Genomic DNA, 18,962 nt, shown 5'->3' on the forward strand with positions numbered 1-18,962 from the left:
TTAATCAAACGTTTGATTAACGTTTAAAATAATCGATAATCCCTTTAGCTGTGGCCTTTGAATCCAACGTATATGTGCCATTCTCTACTTGGCGCTTCAGCTGTTCGATTTTTGCCTGTCTTTCAGCTTGAATACTGGAGCCTTGCTGCATCACTTTAGCCTCCGAAGAAATCTCTAGTTTATCGACTGCTTTCTTATGAGAAAGCTTCTGATTGTTCATTTTATTCGCTTGCAGATTATAAGGATTTACCCTCGATACACCAAAAGAATGAATTTTCATTTTTCAAAGCCTCCCCCTTTGGTCAACTCGTTTTTTAGCAAACGATGTATATTGCGTTCATCATCGTTTGTTGATTCTCCTACCTCTATTATCGGCCACATCTTCATTTTTTTTATTGTTTCAATGCATCTTTCCCTCGATACATTTTACCATTTTTATGGTAAGTAGAAATACCTAATATGAATAAAAACTGCAAGTCTCCCTGCAGTTTCTATTCTTGTAAATTCTGTTTCACAAAATAAGTAACTTTCTTTTCCTGCTCTGTCATTTCACGCTTGCGCTGCTCTTCTTTTTCAAGACTCTTCAACTCTGTTCGTAATTTCTTTGTACATGCCTCACATATTCGGCCATCACGGATTAACGTCCCACATTGCTCACAAGGGTAACCTAAATTGGGAAATTGTGAGATTCGTAATCTTCCTGTTTTAATAAATTTAAGGATTAAGTCTTCTTCAACGTTGGTCGCTTCTACTACTTGTGCTATCGTCGCTGTTCGATTGCTGCGCTTGCGAATAAATTGATATACTTCATCGAACTTTTTTTCTTCTTCATTATAACAAGACTCACATACATCTCTAAATTTCGATTTCACAAAAAGTGCCCCACAGTTTGGGCAATTCATTAAATTCACGTTCTTTCCTCCCCTCAACCACCAAAAACGGTACATTCGTACTATTTATATCGAATAAAATGCCGAATGCTTTAGACATTCGGCAAAAATATTACCTAGCAATCGTCATTGTTTCGATTTTTTCTGCCCCTGCAAGCTTCAATGCTTTAGCCGCATGCCGAACAGTAGAACCTGTTGTGTATATATCGTCCACGATGACAATGTTTTTCCCTTGTATAGCCGTTCGGTTTTTCACTTTAAAAATTTGCGGTAAATTGATTCGTTCTTGACGCGATTTCTTCGATTGCTTTTCGGTATGAATACGCGTTAATAGCTCTGTACTGTTTATCTGCAGCACATCAAGCAAAGCTTGGGCTTGATTGAAGCCGCGCTCTTGCAGGCGATCCTTGCTTAACGGAATGACTGTAATGAGGTCGTACTCTGCCTGTTGCAGGCATTCCTTCATAAATGGCGCCAGCACTTCCGCTAAAGCATAGTCACCGCGATACTTATATTTCGCAATCAACTCTTTTAAAAAATCATTGTAATGAAGCAGCGAGACATTTTTCGTTAAATATCCGGCCCATTCAGGATTGTTCTCCCATCTTACGCAATCTAAACAAAGCTGCTCACGCCGAAATGATTCATCGAGCTCACGTGAACAAATCGCACATGTTTCTCCAGAAATCCAAGCAAATTTCTTCTCGCACTCTGAACATATACAGCTTTTCGGCCGTCTTAAAAATAAACTGCTCCATGTCATCGGCTTTCTCATTTTTTCGTAGCATATATAACAATTAGCCATCGAGAAGCCCACGCTTTCTCGCTTCTTCATTCATCGATGTAATATGCTTGATTGCCTCTACCATTGCCTTGCTTTTTCCATAATGAAAAAAAGTAATGTTCCCTGTTGGGTAATCGAAACTGCGTCCAACGCGGCCGGCAATTTGGACAAGGGCGCTTTCCGTAAAAACTTCGTGTTCCGCCCCAATAACCGCAACCTCTAAACGCTCAATCGTCACGCCTCTTTCTAAAATCGTCGTTGTTAATAAACCTTGCAGTTCACCGTCTCGCAATGCTTGCACGCGTTCTTTCCGATTCGGATGCTCTGCATAAACGGCCGGGAGGTTTTGAAAAAGAGGACCTGCCATTTCTATCACCGCAATATTTGGGAAGAATAATAAAATGGGAGTTTTGCTTTGTAGACGTTCGTTTACCCACACTTGAACAGGGTGCGGAATTTTCTTTTGCTGAAACTGCTTCGCCCAGTTGCCGCACCATTTCATCTCAGGGACTGGAATCGGCTGGCGATGATAGCGCGCCGGGATAGTGACCGCTTGAAGTCTGCCGCTTCGATATTGCTTTTTCATTTGTTTCGATGGTGTGGCCGTTAAATAAATGGTCGCAGCCGTCTGCTTCTTTGCTTTTTGTACCGCATAGTGAAGAGAAGGATCCATCGAATACGGAAAGGCATCGACTTCATCGATAATCATGACATCAAACGCTTCTTTAAAGCGAAAGAGCTGATGTATCGTCGCCACGGTAAGCGGCGCTAGCTTATGTCGATCATCACTGCCTCCATAGAGGGCAGCCACTTCGATAAATGGAAATGCTTTTTTTAACCGAGGCGCTAATTCCAGTACAACATCTGTTCGCGGTGTTGCAATACAAATCCGCTTTCCAGCGAGCAGTCCTGCTTCGATTCCCGCAAACAGCACTTCTGTTTTTCCAGCTCCACAAACGGCCCAAACGAGAAGCTCTTCTTGATGAAGAATGGCTTGCTTCACTCGGTCCGATGCAGTTTGTTGACCTTCCGAAAGCGTACCTGACCAATTCATCACGCTTTTCGGAACACGGAACTCATAGGCCGGACCGGTCCACGTATACAGCGGCGTACATTCGCTCACACGCCCCATCATAATACACGACCGACAATACGTGCAGAGCTGCCCGCATATCGCACACGGAAACGTATAAAATAACTGCTTGTCTCGATTGCCGCACCGAATACAATGATCCAATTCAATACCAAACGTTTTTGCGACATAACCTTGTTCAATATGTGTCTCAAGTACATCGAGGGAAAACGGAATTTCAGCCGCTAACAATTGACGGCCAAATAAATGATGCTGAAGTTCGGTGGAATAAGCTTGTTGAGGGATAGAAAGCGGGGAGTGAGAAATCGTATTCACATGTTCAACCTCCTTTTTTAAAGAGTTCGACGTATTGTGACAGATTCCTTTTTCATCCAGAAGGATTTTCAAGTATGAATGCTGAAAATTGTTAATAAAGGAGTGATAATTTGATTATAAAACAATGTGAAATTCCAATTAAAGCAAGACTGCTTAAAGCATTGCTCTATCGATTACCCGCTGCCCATCCAAAGCGCCCGGTCTTAGAGTCAGAGCTCGGCAAATGTATAGCGGGTTACCGCGGCGAACAATCGATTGATTCCGTGTTAGCAGTGCTTCCCGAAAAAGAGTACCTTCTCTTTCATGACCTGCGCATCCCCAGTACCCCTTACCCATTCCAATTGGACATCCTCATTCTTTCTTCATCATTTTTTCTCATTCTTGAGGTGAAAAATATCGCCGGCGAAATTTACTTCGATGATGATTTTCATCAGCTGATTCAAACCAAAAATGACCAAGCACAAGCCTATGATGATCCGATTTTGCAAGTGAATCGGCAGCGTACACAACTTCTGCAGTGGCTCACGTCTAAAAAAATACCTACAATGTCGATTGAAACATTAGTGGTCAGCGCCAATTCACTAACAATTATGCGTGCGAAAAATAAAGAGATTACGGAAAAAGTCGTAAGGAGAAATAGTTTAGCATTGAAAATTCATTCACTTGCCGAAAAGTATCAAGAAGACATTTTATCTAAAAAAGACTTGAAGCGACTAACAAATTTACTGTTAAAAGCGCACACTCCTTATATTCCAAAATTGCTTACAACTTATAAAATTTCAGCAAATGAGCTGTTAACCGGTGTGCAATGCCCGAATTGCAGAGCATTGCCAATGAAAAGAAAGTGGGGCAAATGGCACTGCCAAAGCTGTTCCTATTGCTCAAGTGATGCACATCTAGCCGCCATCCGCGATTACGCCCTCTTAATTAAGCCGACGATTACGAATCGTGAATTACGGGATTTTTTGAGGTTGGATTCAGTATCGATTGCCACAAAAATGCTGCGTAATATGCATATTCCTTATGAAGGAACAACCAAAAGTAGGGTCTATCATCTAAATTGGCGAGATTTTTACTGAAATTGGCGAAATAAACTCTCTATTTGGCGAGATTATGCTACATTTTGGCTAAATTAACTTAAAAATTGGCGAAATTCCGCCCCAAAAAAGAAACGTCTCCCAATAAGACGTTTCTTTTTCACACTTTATACCAGCCTAATCCTAATGATCCTTCGCCGAGGTGCGTGCCGATGACGGGACCGAAGTAGCTTAGGGCAAATTCTACATTTGGAAGCTGCGATTCGAGTTCTGCTTTCCATGCTTTTGCTTCTTCCTCACGTTTGGCGTGAATAATCACGGCTTTGTAAGGTTCTCCGCTGGCTACTGCTTCTCCTAATAAATCAGAGATTCGTTTCATCGCTTTTTTGCGGGTGCGAATTTTTTCAAAAGGAACAATCACTTTGTCTTCAAAATGCAGCAATGGCTTTACTTGCAGTAAGCTGCCGATTAAAGCTTGGGCACTGCTTAAGCGACCGCCGCGTTGCAGGTGAGATAAGTTATCCACCATGAAATATGCTCGCATTGATTGCTTCATTTCATTAAGTCTTGCGACAATCTCGTCTGGTCCTTTACCGTCTAAAGCCATTTGTGCAGCTTCTAATACGTAAAAACCTTGAACATGACAGCTCACTTCCGAATCAAACGCAAAAACATCGATGCCATCGACCATTTCACCTGCGGAAACTGCTCCTTGGTAAGTACCGCTAATGCCACTAGATAAATGAATCGAAACGACCGCGTCATACTCGCTTGCTAATTGTTCAAACTTCTCTACAAATTGTCCAATCGGCGGCTGCGAGGTTGTTGGAAGCTTCTCTTCTCGTTTAACCTTGTCATAAAAATCATCCGTATCTAGATTCACTTCTTCCTCATATACCTCTTCCCCCATAATGACCTGCAGGGGGATCATATGGATATGCAAGCGCTCTCGGACTTCCTTCGGGATATAGGCCGTGCTGTCAGTTACGACTGCCGTTTTCATAAATTAAAACCATCCTTATTCAAAGTTTTCTATTAGTAGTTCATATTGTAAAGGAAACCATAATAGTTTGCATAGTAAAAAGCCTGGCCCATTCACAGGATGAGCCAGGTTTATCAATAGACCGTATTTACTTTACTTCTACCCAACCGTTTTTAATCGCTAAGACAACAGCTTGTGTACGGTCGTTTACGTTCATTTTTTGTAAAATATTACTTACATGGTTTTTCACTGTTTTTTCACTAATATACAATGTTTCACCGATTGCGCGGTTGCTTTGTCCGTCAGCTAAAAGCTGAAGAACTTCACATTCACGTCTTGTTAATAAATGAAGCGGTCTTCTAATCTCTGGTGCGTGGATTGTATCTTGGTTAGTATTTTCATCTGAAACTAGACGACGATACTCTTTCACTAGATTATGCGTCACCTTCGGATGTAAATAAGAACCTCCATCCGCTACAACACGTACAGCTTCAATAAGAGTATCCGCATCCATTTCTTTTAATAAATAGCCTTGAGCGCCTGTTTTAAGTGCATGCTGTACATAGTTTTCATCATCGTGAATCGATAAGATGATTACTTTTGTCTCTGGATACTGCTGAATCAACTGCTGTGTTGCTTCTATCCCATTTACGTTTGGCATATTAATGTCCATAATGACAACATCCGGATGATAGTTTTCAACTAGATTCATCGCCTCGCTGCCGTCGTCGCCTTCTGCTACCACATCAAAAGACGCTTCAAAATCTAAAATACGCTTAACACCTTCACGGAAAAGCTGATGGTCATCAATAATAACAATATTCGTTTTCATCGGCTTCTACATCTCCCTACATTCTATTTGTTATATGCTATTTCTTCTGTTTAATTTATAAAAGGTATTTGAATAAGAACAAGTGTACCTTCTTTAGGAGATGAATGAATAGTGAGTTCTCCTTCTAATAAATCGACTCTTTCTTTCATACCAATTAAACCAAATGAGTTTTCCTTTTGAACGGCCACATCGAACCCTTTTCCATTATCTTTCACAGAAACACTCACCATTTCTTTACTGATTGATAACTTCACTTGAATAAGAGTCGGTTCTGCATGTTTTAAAGCATTTTGAACAGCTTCCTGCACAAGCCGGAATAAGGCGACCTCCATATTAGAGGGCAATCGCTTCTCTTGTCCTAAATTAATAAAACTTAATTTTGCACCTTTATTATATTCTTCGATAGTTTGCAAGTATTTTCTGAGGGTAGGTACTAAACCTAAATCATCAAGTGCCATAGGACGCAGGTCATAAATAATGCGACGTACTTCATATAAAGCACTGCGAACCATACCCTTTAAGCTTTTAATTTCAACTAGTGCAGCGTCCGGACCATTTTCACGCTGCACACGCTCAATTAAATCTGAACGCATCATCACGTTTGCAAGCATCTGCGCTGGACCATCATGAATTTCTCTAGATAGCTTCTTCCGTTCCTGCTCTTGTGCTTCAATGATTTTTAAACCAAAATCTTGCTTGCGTCTAGCCTCTTCCAAAGCTTCGCCAACATATCTAAAATCTTGTGTTAAATAATTCATCACAACCGTTATTTGTGAAACAAGGTGAGAAGCTCGATCAATCGTTTGCTGTACATTTCTTAATCGAAATTCTAAATCATCACGACGATGGCGCAATTGCTTCTCCAACTGTCGATTCATTTCTAAATCAACTTGAAGCTGATGGGCCTTTTCATAGGCTTCACGCACTTGTTGTTCCGAAAATTTACTAAAATTCCTGCTAACCTCTGAAAGCCGTTTTCTGGCAAATCGAGCCTTCTTATCTAGAAGGTCATTCTCAGTAATCACAAAGGCTACACGGATTCGAATATCTTCAAGCTCTTTCGCTAATGCTTCAAAATCACGGCGGCACTGCTCTTCAATCTCAAAAACTTCATCTTTGCTCTCACCAACCGTGCTAATCATCGTTTCCAGGATGATGTCCAAAGATTGAGTCTTGACATTTTTTATGGACATATCGACTCCTCCACTTACATCATAGGTATAGCGCAGCATTAGAATTTCAGTAGAATATGACTTAGACACTATAGTATGATAATCATATTGTACCAAAAAGCTATGAAAAATACGCTGAGTTTGTCATTCCATTGAAACATTTACCCTAAATCAAATATGATACAATATCTTTACCTAATTATAGACTATAAATAATTATCCTAATACAACAAGATAATACCATCCTAAACATTCAGTATATACTGCTATACCAACAGCTTTTATTATAGCATGTAGGTTTTTCGTCATACATTAAAGTTTGTTTACTGTTTTATGACAAGGAACAGGTACTAAGACCCTTACTCAAATAATGGAAGGAGAAATAGCATGTTACCGTATTATTTAACTGTCCAGCATCGAGGAGAGCATGAAATCGTCATTGAGAAGTCGCGCTTTATTGCCCACGTTGCTCGTACAGAAACAGAAGAGGAAGCTCAAACATTTATCTCAGAAATTAAGAAAAAGCATAAAGATGCAACCCATAATTGCTCTGCTTATCTCATTGGGGAACGTAATGAAATTCAGAAAGCACTCGATGATGGAGAACCGAGCGGCACGGCTGGCGTTCCTATTCTTGAAGTTCTCAAAAAGAAAAACTTAAAAGATACAACCGTTGTCGTCACACGTTATTTTGGCGGCATTAAGCTTGGAGCTGGCGGTCTTATTCGCGCTTATAGTAAATCCACCTCTGAAGGCATTGAAGCAACCGGGATTGTCGAACGAAAGCTTATGCGTGTGATTTCTACAAAAGTCGACTACACATGGCTCGGTAAGCTCGAAAATGAATTGCGCGCTTCCATCTATACGATTAAAGAAATCGAATACCTCGATCAAGTCATCATTCACATTTTCGCGGAAGAAGAAAAGAAACAGGACTACATCGACTGGATGACCGAACTCACTAATGGACAAGCGATCATTCAAGAGGGAGATATCCTATATTTGGAACAAAAAATCAGCAAATCTTAGTACACCTTGTTCTCTTCTACGTGTAATTTTTTTGAAAAGAAATTTTTATTTTACGAATATCTAAAATCCATGTAAAATTAAGTTCGGCCTATCTTTTCAAGAAAATTATCAAATACACTCGAAAAATAGCATCTATGCATTAGGCTATTTTTAAAAGGAGAAGAACAGATGTCTACTACTAGACGTGTTTATAAAATCAAAAAAACAAAAAAGAGGCGGCGTAAAAGAGTTTTTCTATTCCTTATCCCTCTGCTCGTTCTTATATTAGGCACATCCGCTTACGGAGCGAAATTAGTCTTAAAAGCGCAAAATGTGTTTCAGGAAGCCTACGACCCTGTCGAGGTTTCTTCCAAACGTGATGGGGAAGCCGTCAATCCGCTTGAAGACAATTTCTCGATACTTTTTATCGGAATTGATGATAGTGATGAACGTGATTTCAAAGGAAATTCTCGTTCAGATGCGCTTATACTTGCTACGTTTAATAAAGATCAAAAGTCTGTTAAACTACTAAGCATTCCACGTGATTCCTATGTATATATACCAGCTAAAAACGCAACGACGAAAATTAACGCGGCTCATGCGGCAGGCGGTCCAAAAGCGACGATGGATACGATTGAGGAATTATTAGATATTCCTGTCGATTATTACGTCCGCATGAACTTTAATGCATTTATCGAAGTGGTCGATGCACTCGGCGGAATTGATGTAGATGTTCCATATGCGCTTAGTGAAATGGATTCAAATGATAAAAAGGGAGCTATTCAATTAGAGCCCGGCTTACAAACATTAACAGGTGAAGAAGCTTTAGCACTTGCTCGTACGCGACACCAAGATAGCGATATTCAACGCGGGGAGCGTCAACAAGAAATTCTAAAAGCCATTATGGCAAAAGCCATGTCTGTTAACGGCGTGACGAAATATACAAATGTGATAGAGGCAGTTGGCGACAATATGTCAACGAACCTTCAATTCTCACAAATTAAAGGATTCGTAAACTATATTACAGCAGATCAAGGCATCAACCTTGAATCTGTAAAGCTTAAAGGAAATGATTTATATTTAAACGGAACGTATTATTATCAATTAGACGAAACATCTGTTGAAGAAATACGTTATGTTCTACAATCGCATTTAAACCTTGCACCAACGTCCACACCAACAGAAGCTGTACAATCACCTGTACAATGAAAAAAAGCCCTCCATTGCCGGAGGGCTTTTTCTGAATTTCGTTTATAATCTCGCTGAATTCGGGAGGAATCCCGCCAATTTGCCTTATAATCCCGCTAACTTGCTTTATCTTATAATAAAAGAAAGAAGCGTCTCTTTACTTATCTGTATTTCTATAATATATCCGTTTCCTTCATAATCCCAATGAGGGACATTTCTCTCGCTGAATTCCCGGTTTCTGTCCTTCATAGACCCGATGAAGGACATTTTTCTTGCTAGATTCCCAAACTTTGTCCCTCAACACACTTTAAAAGTAATTATTTGCAGCTAAACGAAGAGGCTGCCCCGAAAGCCATTTTTCATGACCTTTGGGACAACCTCATCTATAAATCTATGATTTATCCTTTACATTCTTCAGATTAAGAATCTTCAATAATGGTTGATAATTCGAGCTAACGAGCCCAATCTTCTCTACGATAATCTCAATCGTAATGAGTAAAATAGCTATGATTAACAAAGCTCCCCATAACGTTGCATAGGAGAAAATAATCGCAGCTAAACCGAACGATGCAGCTAATGCATAAATAAGAATAACCGTTTGTTTATGCGTAAATCCTACATTTAATAGACAATGGTGTAAATGAGATTTATCCGGAGCAGAAATCGGTTTTTTGTTCACGACCCTGCGAATAATCGCAAAGAACGTATCCGAAATCGGCACACCCAGAATGATAATTGGAATAATTAACGAAACCATCGTTACGTTTTTGAATCCTTGTAAAGACAGTACGGCAATGACATATCCTAAAAACATGGCTCCTGTATCACCCATAAAGATTTTCGCTGGATGAAAATTATATTTCAAGAAGCCAACTGTTGCTCCTATTACAATTAAAGCAACCGTCGCTACGAAAATATCTTGTTTAATGACCGCCATAATCGCAATCGTAATTAAAGCAATCGTTGAGACACCGCCAGCCAGTCCATCTAACCCGTCAATTAAATTAATGGCATTAATAATCCCAACAATCCACAAAATAGTAATAGGGATACTCAATACTCCGAACTGCAATGGCTCACCAAATGGTAGATTAATAAACTCTACTTCCAAACCGCCCCAAAGTACAATAATCAAGGCCGCTCCAATTTGTCCAAGAAACTTAGGTGCTGCTCGCAACTCAACCATATCATCTGCAATTCCAATGATAATAATCAAAATGGCACCAATGAGTAATGGCAGCTGCTGCATCACTTGGTCGCTAAAGATTAAGAAAGTAAAGAGAAAGCTTAAAAATATTGCTAAACCGCCCATACGCGGCATAATTTTACTGTGTACCTTTCGTGCATTTGGTTTATCTGTTGCGCCTAGTTTAAATGCTAACTTCCCAACGTAAGGAGTTAAGAACATAGATAGTAAAAAAGCGATCAACAAGGCCCCTAATAGCATAAGACCCACCTCTTTTTCGACATAAAACACACGTACTTGCAAAAAAAATTCACATTCGTTGTTTTATTGATTTCATACTCACTTACCCAGTATATATGTTTTCAACGAAAATCTCTATAAAAAAATTATTATATGGAATTATTTTGCAAGAACAAGAGTTTTTTGTCAATTTATGTTCTGGATTATCCTTTTTCTTTTAAGACGTTTAACATAAACTTTGGTAACACCATCATACGCTGCCATCGAGTTGGCTGTTGAATAAGACGGTATAGCCATTCTAGGTTCACTTTCTGCCAAATAACAGGTGCACGTTGTACTTTTTCAGCCAGCACATCAAAACTGCCGCCGACTCCCATAAACAACCCTTTTTCAAATAGATGCTTATGCATATTCACCCATTGTTCTTGTTTTGGAAAACCGAGCGCTGTTAAAATAATGTCTGGCTTCAGATCAGCAATTGACTTGGCTAATTCCTGATCTTCAATATTAATATAACCATGATGGTGCCCAACAATCCGTAAATGCGGATACTGCTGTTTGACCTTTTCTACAGCCGCTCCAATGACCGCTTCCTCAGCACCAAGCATATATACTTTCAATTCATGCAGATTAGCTAGTTCAAATAAGTCATGCATCATATCGTAGCCTGTAATTCGTTCTTCCAGCGGCTGCTTTAACCACTTCGAAGCATAAATAATTCCAATTCCATCCGGTGTAATATAATCTGCTGACAAAATAATTTGCTTATATTCTTCATGTTTATTCGCATATTCCACAATTTCAGGATTTGCTGTAACTATAAAGGTTTTTTGTTCATTCATAAGCCGAGGATAGATGATTCGATTAACAAATACATCTTTTGTCGTTCGAATAAAAGGAATCGTTAAAATCTCTACAAACTTCTCTGTCATGTCTGCCAGCCTTTCTTCTGTCCACTAGTTTTAAAAAGCTCCAGGCACCTATAAGGCGAGCCGCTGGCCTTGAGCTAGACACCAAAAAGCATCTTGAAAATTTTATCCCACTCTTAACGGGCAGTAAGACTCCCACCTCAAACTTATGAGGAAACAAAGAAGATAGGCGGGAGACAACTGCCCGTAAAGGTCCGATTGGTTCAACTAACCATCAGCGGAGCCCCGCTGATGGAAGTTTCACTTTATAAAAAACAAGGCTGTCCCAAAAGTATGCAACTTTGGTGCAGCCTCGTTTTTTGAAATAAAGAATGTCACCCATGCACGATTTAAACAGTCGCTTGACTACGTTGTTTCATTTTATCTTCGCGGAATTTCTTTTGTTCCTTTTTGGACATGGCTTTATAGTCTTTCAAAAACTGTTCGTATTGCGGCATTACTTCTTCAATCGTTCCATATGCCTTTAGCTCACCATATTCAAGCCAAACCGCTTTTTGACAAAACTTCTTCATTTGCCCAAGTGAATGACTAATGAAAAACATCGTCTTCCCTTTCGCTTTGAATTCATTCATTTTATCTAAACACTTCTCAGCGAAATTTTTATCCCCAACAGACAACGCTTCATCGATAATTAATACATCTGGATCAATATGAACTGAAATTGAAAAACCTAGGCGTGACTTCATCCCGCTTGAATACGATTTAACCGGCTGATCGATAAATTTCCCAAGCTCTGAAAACTCAATAATTTCTGGCTCCAGCTCTTGAATTTGTTTCTTATCAAAGCCGAGCATCAGCATTTTTAACTCGATATTATCGCGGCCTGTCAATTTATTATTCAGCCCAGATGATACTGCGATTAATGCCGATTTCCCTTCTACCTGCACCGTACCTTCTGTGGGCGGGACAATTCCCGCAATAATATTAGAAAGCGTTGATTTACCTGAACCATTGATGCCGACAAATCCAATGACATCGCCTTTTTCCGCCTCAAAACTAACATTTCTAAGCGCAAAATACTCTTCCCCATACTCTTTTGGCAGCAATAAATCCAAAAGCTTGTCGGAGTTCTTTTTATATAATTTATATTTTTTCGTTACATTTTTAACGATAACTGATTTTTCCATCCTTATCACGTCCCGTTTACTTGAAGTCCACAAAGCGATCTCTAAATTTCACATGTAATGAAGAACCGATGAGGAAGAAAACAATCACAACTAACCAGAAATAAAGCGTATATTCCCAGTTTTCAATGAAATACCACGATTCTCCAAGCAGTGAGGCGCGATAACCTTGTACGATGTAATATAACGGATTCAACTTCATAATTTGAACAATTAACGGATATTTACCCGCATCCAACACCCATAGAATCGGTGTTAAATAAAACAAAATCCGCATTAAAGCTGTTACCATATTTTGCACATCACGGATAATTGTCGCTAACGTTGACGTAATTAACCCAAATGAAACGAGCAAAATAATCGTAGCCAATATATAATAAGGCAGCTGAATAATATATATGCTAGGAAGGTAACCTGTCATCGCCAAAATCACTAGAATGACACCTAACAGCATAAAATGTTGATAAAGCTTTGCAATAATAACATAAGTAGGAATGACACTCATCGGGAAGCTCATCTTCGAAACCATCGTTAAACGCGAATAAATCGATTTCGACGCTTGGGTTGTCGCTGGATTCACAAAAAACCAAACGACGATCCCCGCAACTAACCACGGAAGAAAATCATGTCCATCTATTGGTTTACGCTGAAAAATACCAAACCCAAATACAAACCAAAAAATCGCAATTTGAATCATTGGGTTAATAATTTCCCATAAAATCCCCAAATAGTTGCCGCTATTGGCACTTTTCATCTCGTAAGCAGACAAGCGTCTTATCAAATAAAAATGATTAATTTGTTCTTTTAAAACAGTCCACGCTGCACTCATAAGTTATTTACCCAGACCTTCCTAAAAACACTTTTTCTACGACACGACGAGAAGCTTCACCATCTTCCAACGAACAAAATCTATCGTAGAAGGAATCGTTGTTGGCATCTGCCTCAGCTAAAGAGCGAATGCTTGCAATCACCTCATCTGTCGTTTTCACTAACGGACCTGGTGCTGTCGCTTCAAAGTCAAAATAAAATCCGCGAAGCTTGTCTCGATACTTGTCAATATCATATACATAAAACAGCATCGGCCGCTTTAAGTTGGCATAATCAAAGAACACCGATGAATAGTCGGTTAAAATTAAATCAGAAATTAAATACAAATGACTGATATCGCCATAGTTTGAAAAATTATAAGCAAATCCTTCGTAGGAAGATAAATCTAAGTTTTCAGCAATCAAATAATGCAAACGTAAAAGAATCACATACTCTTGCCCTAATTCTTCGCGCATTTTATGAAGATCAAGCTGCAAATCAAATCGATATTTGCCTTTGCCATAAAACTCATCATCTCTCCACGTTGGTGCATAGAGAATCACCTTTTTATCTAATGGAATCCCCATTTTTTGCTTCAATGAATCGATTGTATCACGATTATTCCCATTGTACAGTATATCATTGCGCGGATAGCCGGTTTCAATAATTTTAGACGGGCTTACGTTGAATGCACGAGCAAAAATTTCCGTTGAGTACGCATTCGGTGAAATTAAATAATCCCACTTGCTCGATTCCTCATGAAAATTCTTCTTATATTTTTCCGTATCCGTGCCAGGCATATGTACTTCTTTCATATCTGCTGCTAATTTCTTCAGAGGTGTTCCATGCCATGTCTGTAAATAAGTAGTGTGCTTTGGTTTTGGAATCCAAAGCGGCAAACGACTATTCGATACCCAAAAGCGGGCACGTGTCATTTTCAAAAGCCAAGGAATCGTAAAACGGGCCACATAAGGAATACCTGCTTCCTCAAAGGTTTTGGTATACCGTTTATCCACACTCCAATACATCTTATATTCCGGATGATGGTTTTGCAAATACTCATAAATCGCTCGCGGATTGCAGCTATACTGCTTGCCAAGAAAGCTTTCAAACATCACAAGCTTTCTATCAACAGGCAACACTTTCCCAGCTATGCCGAAAGCGACTTTATATGCATTCGTAAGCATCGCCTTTAGTTTGTGCGTCAATGATGCCATATACTATATACTTCTCCTTCCTAAGAAAAGCGTAGGGCGCCCGCTTGCGTTCTTTCCCTTCCGAAGCAAGGCGCCTGCAGCTAGACAACGAAACGTGCTGACATTCCAGAACAATATATTAATCCTTAAAAACCAAATCTACTGCTCTTTCACTTGCTTTTCCATCTTCTAAGCCGCAATATTTGGACCTAAAAGCACGATACTTTGTCTCGTATTTCTTATTTACTTCATCTAAATGCAGCACTGCATCAATAATGTCTTCTGTTGTTTTCATTAATGGACCTGGGGCTTCATCTTCAAAGTCGATATAGAACCCTCGCAGATTATCTCGGTAATCATCTAAATCATACGTATAATAGAGGATTGGTCTATTTGTATTAGCAAAATCAAACATAACGGAAGAATAATCGGTCATTAATATATCACTAATTAAGTAAAGCTCTTGTATATCAGGATATTTCGATACATTCATCACAAAATCTCGATACTCTTCTGGAATCGTTAAATTATTGCTAATGACAACGTGCATACGTAACAATAGGATATATTCATCGCCAAGCGCTTGTTTCATCGCTTCTAAATCAAAATTAAGTTCAAACACAAATTTATTGTTTTTCGATGTTTGATTATCTCGGAATGTTGGCGCATACAAGATTACTTTCTTATCGCTCGGTAATTTTAATTTACGAACAATCTCTTTCGATAATTCATCAACGTCATCTCGGTAAAACAAATCATTTCTTGGATAACCCACTTCAAGGATTTCTTTCTCATAACGAAAGGCGCTTCTAAATGCTTTTGACGCATAAGGGCTAGGTGAAATTAAGTAATCCCACGTTTTTGTCGCATGATGCACTCTATTTAAATATTCATCGTCTCTTCCTTGAATATTTTCAATATCAAATTGCATTTTCTTCAGCGGCGTTCCATGCCACGTTTGAAGATACGTCGTCTCCTTCCGCTTACTTAAGTAAGTCGGGAAGTTTTGATTGTTCACCCAATAGCCCGCTTTTGCTAAATAATAATAGTATTCGGGACTCAATCGCTTAATCCGTTTCGTCTGCTTATCCTTAACTGGTAGATTATTATTATAGACCCATACTTTTTTATAAGGAGCGTCCCTTTTTAACAGCTCTTCATAAATATATTTTGGACTATCAGAAAACTGTTTTCCAAGTCCGCTTTCAAATAGAATTAAATTTTTATCAACCGGAAGAACCTTGGACATCACTTTATACGCTTTTTTCATAATTGGGAAATAGTATTTACTCTTTCTAAAGCGATTTTTCAACACATTGGAAACAGGGTGATGAACGACTTTCGCGACTAAGCCCTCTTCTTTTTCAGCTTCCTGAACCGCTTCATATATGCGCTCACTTGAATTTAAATCTCGATATTTAATAAAACGATTGGCTCTTTCAATATACTCTTCCTTCATGATGAAATCACTATGAGCCGAATCTTCAAGCTTCACGAGCAATTCCTCAAGCTCATTCACGATGTCTCCCGGAAGATCTTTATCTAAATTCAAATGTGATGGGCGTTTCCCAATAAACCGACTTCTATCAAATTGATAATAGATGACCGGTTTGTGTAGAAAACTAAAGTCAAAAGCTACGCTTGAATAGTCCGTAATCATAATCGCACTTTCTTTAATCAAACGCTGTACATCCACTTCTCCTTGACTGATGACTTTAACAGGAGCATCTTGAAAATAATGCGTAAACTTTTGCATATTCGGATGCAAGCAAAAGATAATTTCAAACTGATGTGTTTTCGCAAGTGCATGCAGATCAGGATGATGAATCAGCTGTTGATAGCGCTCAAAATATTCACTTTCCAAAAACGCCTCGTCCGATGTAATCCAGTCTCTCCAAGTCGGAATGACTAATAGCTGTTTTTTCACAGGGACATCTTTTTCAAACAGCTTATCAAAACGCGAAAGCCCCGTTACAAACACTTCATTTTCATCATAGCCAAAGTCCGTGACAATCATATCTTTTTCAAAATCAGAGCTCACGAGGAAAATATCCGTATTAAAACCTGAAGACGAATTTTTCCCATAATTGGCGACCATATTCTTCGTCCCCATAACCCCGTGCTGAAGAAATACTTTTAACGCCTTCACTTTTCTTTTAAAGGAACCTGTACGGATTGGATATAAATAATCCGGATGATGCGATGAAATGACTCTCGTTGAAATAAGCGTCTTCATAATATGTTCTTTTGATTTGAAATATAAGACATTGCCTAACGGTTCTACATTCTTTGCTTCTGGAGAGTCTTTCTCAATCACATAGTAGACTTCTTTGTCAGGGTAGTTCTGTCTCATATGCTTAAAGAAATGATATCCCGTATCCTGCGCTTTATAAGTTCTTTCTCCAACAATCCACACATCATCTTTCTTATGAGCAGCTCGCAGAAGCTTCGACCAACGCATTTTCTTCTTTAAGAAACGATACGTTTCCACAGGAAAGTTGTACACTTCCAATGAAAGATTAGAGGCTTTAAATGTAAAATAAGGATTAATGACCGCTACTGCATCATTTTTTTGTACAGAATCTTCCTTAATAAATAACTTCACTCTTGTCGTCGGACGGCCAATCCGCACTAATTTCTCTTCTTCTTGATCATGCAGCTCTAAATTCAAATAAAAATCGTATATGTCATCTTCCCATTGATTACTCACTAAATGTTCACGATCAAACTCCAATACATATTCATAACGATTTAGGCCATACTTCTTTATCGTAGCCTCTTCTTTGTGAAGGAAAGAAACATGTGCAGAATATTCCTTCTTATTATTTCTTCCTCTAACAATCCCTTCTCCAGATACAATTCTAGAGTTCTTCGTAAACATTTTTCCTTCGATAACCATCTTATTTGCTTGATTTTGAATTTTATCAATCTGTAACTTAATAGAAGGAGCTAGAATGACATTATAAGCAAAGGAGATATTCCCTTTTTTTGTTATAATAAATCCACCTTGCTTCTCTCCCGATTGATGCGTCTGTGTCTGTTGAACAACTGTATTTTGAAAGCGTCCAAAACGAATGAAGTATTCGGCTACTTTCACTCCATTTTCCTCGAAAAATTCCGCTTGCTCTTCAATTCGTTCTAACGTTTTTTCTCCTAATTCTTCATCAGGAACCCGTACTTTGAGATAGCAATCGTATATCGTTGGTTCAAGGTCTTGAAACTTGTTCAGCAACTCTTCCAAATTAACCTGAAATAGAAAGTGAGAAGTCGGAGTAATTTCTGCAACCTTTATTACATCTTCTTCCTCTCTTCTAGATCTAAACCACAGTTCCTTGGCACAGTAATACTCTTTAGAAAACTCTCCTTGGATTGTAACGTTTTCTTTATCTTGCACAATCGATATATTGTGCTTCAATTTCACTTTAGGTCTTTTCTTATATAGTAAATTTCGAAAAGAACTCCATTTCATAGAAATCACCCATAATTCTTAGTTTAAGTTAGGCTTTTTACCGCTGTTTAGTACCTTTAAAATCATATACGTTTTTTTGTTTTTTCTCAATAGTGCTATACTTTTGTGCCATTTGTTTCATTTTATTATTTCATACCATCGTGAGAAAGGGCAGAAGGCGTTCTACTTATTCAAAAAATTCTCGTTTTTCTTCTATAATATATCCATTTAGAAGCGAACTACTTCCCCTATATATATCCGCCCTATTTTACAAGGTCGTTACAAATACGTTACAAAATTAAACATCCCTCATTTCCCTTACATCACATGCTAGAATTAATAGGTTAATAGATTACTATGGATACTCTAGCAATTTTAAAGAAATGAGGAAAATGTATGCTGCAAAAGATTCGCAACTATTTTTTCACGCTGCTATTTGTACTCGCTCTGCTGCCTCTTTCAACTTCTATCGCTTCCGCTGCGACTACTTTACAAGGTGTAGCGTTAGATGGTTCAACGAAGGTGTACGAGCAAACAAACACAAGCTCAACAGTTCTAAAAAGCTATAGTCAAGGAACGATTCTTCGTTACCAAGCATATAGTGACAATTGGTATAAGGCTTCGGTCTATATAAGTGGCAAAGCCGTTACTGGTTACATCTATAAAGCCGATGTTGAAACAGCGACGGCATCCCCTGTGTCTGTCTCTGTAATCGGTTTAAAGCAGCCAAC

15 protein-coding genes and 2 pseudogenes are annotated in these 18,962 nt (G+C 38.8%); 4 read left to right on the forward strand and 13 right to left on the reverse strand.

The genetic code is table 11. From position 1 onward, the window contains the following. Nucleotides 1-16: 16 nt before the first annotated feature. The 4 genes from flgM to V7068_RS14070 form a co-directional block, all read right to left on the reverse strand. The gene (gene flgM, locus V7068_RS14055; RefSeq protein WP_499713304.1) at nt 17-280 is read right to left on the reverse strand and encodes a flagellar biosynthesis anti-sigma factor FlgM; all 264 of its coding nucleotides are present in this window, start codon (nt 278-280) and stop codon (nt 17-19) included. A gap of 211 nt (nt 281-491) precedes the next feature. Further along, nucleotides 492-902: a TIGR03826 family flagellar region protein gene (locus tag V7068_RS14060; RefSeq protein WP_499713323.1), complete on the reverse strand. Its 411-nt coding sequence runs from the start codon at nt 900-902 to the stop codon at nt 492-494. Between the two features lie 100 nt (nt 903-1,002). Continuing rightward, on the reverse strand, nt 1,003-1,653 hold the full coding sequence (locus V7068_RS14065) for a ComF family protein (RefSeq protein WP_499713305.1): 651 nt from the start codon (nt 1,651-1,653) through the stop codon (nt 1,003-1,005). A 34-nt stretch (nt 1,654-1,687) separates the two neighbouring features. After that, a complete protein-coding gene (locus V7068_RS14070) occupies nt 1,688-3,073 on the reverse strand; it encodes an ATP-dependent helicase ComFA (protein ID WP_499713324.1) in 1,386 nt (461 codons plus the stop codon). A gap of 119 nt (nt 3,074-3,192) precedes the next feature. Here V7068_RS14070 and V7068_RS14075 point away from each other — a divergent pair, with 119 nt between their 5' ends. After that, nucleotides 3,193-4,161: a nuclease-related domain-containing protein gene (locus V7068_RS14075; protein ID WP_499713306.1), complete on the forward strand. Its 969-nt coding sequence runs from the start codon at nt 3,193-3,195 to the stop codon at nt 4,159-4,161. A 118-nt stretch (nt 4,162-4,279) separates the two neighbouring features. Here the strand turns inward: V7068_RS14075 and V7068_RS14080 are convergent, their stop codons facing one another. The 3 genes from V7068_RS14080 to V7068_RS14090 all read right to left on the reverse strand — a co-directional run bounded on the left by V7068_RS14080 (nt 4,280) and on the right by V7068_RS14090 (nt 7,126). Then, nucleotides 4,280-5,122 (reverse strand): DegV family protein, encoded by an 843-nt coding sequence (locus V7068_RS14080; protein ID WP_499713307.1) that lies wholly within the window; start codon nt 5,120-5,122, stop codon nt 4,280-4,282. 127 nt (nt 5,123-5,249) lie between these two features. Beyond that, on the reverse strand, nt 5,250-5,933 hold the full coding sequence (locus V7068_RS14085; RefSeq protein ID WP_499713308.1) for a response regulator transcription factor: 684 nt from the start codon (nt 5,931-5,933) through the stop codon (nt 5,250-5,252). Between the two features lie 50 nt (nt 5,934-5,983). After that, on the reverse strand, nt 5,984-7,126 hold the full coding sequence (locus V7068_RS14090) for a sensor histidine kinase (RefSeq protein ID WP_499713309.1): 1,143 nt from the start codon (nt 7,124-7,126) through the stop codon (nt 5,984-5,986). A gap of 366 nt (nt 7,127-7,492) precedes the next feature. Between V7068_RS14090 and V7068_RS14095 the strand changes: the two genes are divergently transcribed. Continuing rightward, nucleotides 7,493-8,134 carry a YigZ family protein gene (locus tag V7068_RS14095; protein WP_499713310.1) on the forward strand — a complete coding sequence of 214 codons (642 nt, stop codon included), beginning with the start codon at nt 7,493-7,495 and terminating at the stop codon, nt 8,132-8,134. A gap of 168 nt (nt 8,135-8,302) precedes the next feature. Then, nucleotides 8,303-9,322 (forward strand): LCP family protein, encoded by a 1,020-nt coding sequence (locus tag V7068_RS14100; protein ID WP_499713311.1) that lies wholly within the window; start codon nt 8,303-8,305, stop codon nt 9,320-9,322. 370 nt (nt 9,323-9,692) lie between these two features. On the opposite strand, the gene V7068_RS14105 is transcribed toward V7068_RS14100, so the two are convergent. From V7068_RS14105 to V7068_RS14130, 6 genes and pseudogenes are all read right to left on the reverse strand, one after another. Then, nucleotides 9,693-10,748, reverse strand: a complete 1,056-nt coding sequence (locus V7068_RS14105) for a glycosyltransferase family 4 protein (RefSeq protein ID WP_119117623.1) — start codon at nt 10,746-10,748, stop codon at nt 9,693-9,695. 182 nt (nt 10,749-10,930) lie between these two features. Beyond that, complete coding sequence (locus tag V7068_RS14110) at nt 10,931-11,659, reverse strand: WecB/TagA/CpsF family glycosyltransferase (RefSeq protein WP_499713312.1); 729 nt, start codon at nt 11,657-11,659, stop codon at nt 10,931-10,933. Nucleotides 11,660-11,985: 326 nt separating this feature from the next. Further along, nucleotides 11,986-12,783: a teichoic acids export ABC transporter ATP-binding subunit TagH gene (tagH, locus tag V7068_RS14115; protein ID WP_127762112.1), complete on the reverse strand. Its 798-nt coding sequence runs from the start codon at nt 12,781-12,783 to the stop codon at nt 11,986-11,988. 16 nt (nt 12,784-12,799) lie between these two features. After that, nucleotides 12,800-13,609: an ABC transporter permease gene (locus V7068_RS14120; protein WP_499713313.1), complete on the reverse strand. Its 810-nt coding sequence runs from the start codon at nt 13,607-13,609 to the stop codon at nt 12,800-12,802. A gap of 7 nt (nt 13,610-13,616) precedes the next feature. After that, a pseudogene (locus V7068_RS14125) lies at nt 13,617-14,795 on the reverse strand (CDP-glycerol glycerophosphotransferase family protein); the annotation flags it as partial. A gap of 127 nt (nt 14,796-14,922) precedes the next feature. Further along, a complete protein-coding gene (locus V7068_RS14130) occupies nt 14,923-18,252 on the reverse strand; it encodes a CDP-glycerol glycerophosphotransferase family protein (RefSeq protein WP_499713314.1) in 3,330 nt (1,109 codons plus the stop codon). A gap of 375 nt (nt 18,253-18,627) precedes the next feature. Between V7068_RS14130 and V7068_RS14135 the strand changes: the two are divergent. After that, a pseudogene (locus tag V7068_RS14135) lies at nt 18,628-18,962 on the forward strand (hypothetical protein); the annotation flags it as partial.

Source organism: Bacillus sp. JJ634, from assembly GCF_036962285.1.
GTDB classification, from domain to species: Bacteria; Bacillota; Bacilli; order Bacillales; family DSM-1321; genus Peribacillus; species Peribacillus asahii_A.

What these genes read in the sequence shown, in the direction of transcription:
- flgM (WP_499713304.1), bottom strand. Translation starts at nt 280, where the DNA reads ATGAAAATTCATTCTTTTGGTGTATCGAGGGTAAATCCTTATAATCTG.
- V7068_RS14060 (WP_499713323.1), bottom strand. Translation starts at nt 902, where the DNA reads ATGAATTGCCCAAACTGTGGGGCACTTTTTGTGAAATCGAAATTTAGA.
- V7068_RS14065 (WP_499713305.1), bottom strand. Translation starts at nt 1,653, where the DNA reads ATGACATGGAGCAGTTTATTTTTAAGACGGCCGAAAAGCTGTATATGT.
- V7068_RS14080 (WP_499713307.1), bottom strand. Translation starts at nt 5,122, where the DNA reads ATGAAAACGGCAGTCGTAACTGACAGCACGGCCTATATCCCGAAGGAA.
- V7068_RS14085 (WP_499713308.1), bottom strand. Translation starts at nt 5,933, where the DNA reads ATGAAAACGAATATTGTTATTATTGATGACCATCAGCTTTTCCGTGAA.
- V7068_RS14090 (WP_499713309.1), bottom strand. Translation starts at nt 7,126, where the DNA reads ATGTCCATAAAAAATGTCAAGACTCAATCTTTGGACATCATCCTGGAA.
- V7068_RS14095 (WP_499713310.1), top strand. Translation starts at nt 7,493, where the DNA reads ATGTTACCGTATTATTTAACTGTCCAGCATCGAGGAGAGCATGAAATC.
- V7068_RS14100 (WP_499713311.1), top strand. Translation starts at nt 8,303, where the DNA reads ATGTCTACTACTAGACGTGTTTATAAAATCAAAAAAACAAAAAAGAGG.
- V7068_RS14105 (WP_119117623.1), bottom strand. Translation starts at nt 10,748, where the DNA reads ATGCTATTAGGGGCCTTGTTGATCGCTTTTTTACTATCTATGTTCTTA.
- V7068_RS14110 (WP_499713312.1), bottom strand. Translation starts at nt 11,659, where the DNA reads ATGACAGAGAAGTTTGTAGAGATTTTAACGATTCCTTTTATTCGAACG.
- tagH (WP_127762112.1), bottom strand. Translation starts at nt 12,783, where the DNA reads ATGGAAAAATCAGTTATCGTTAAAAATGTAACGAAAAAATATAAATTA.
- V7068_RS14120 (WP_499713313.1), bottom strand. Translation starts at nt 13,609, where the DNA reads ATGAGTGCAGCGTGGACTGTTTTAAAAGAACAAATTAATCATTTTTAT.
- V7068_RS14130 (WP_499713314.1), bottom strand. Translation starts at nt 18,252, where the DNA reads ATGAAATGGAGTTCTTTTCGAAATTTACTATATAAGAAAAGACCTAAA.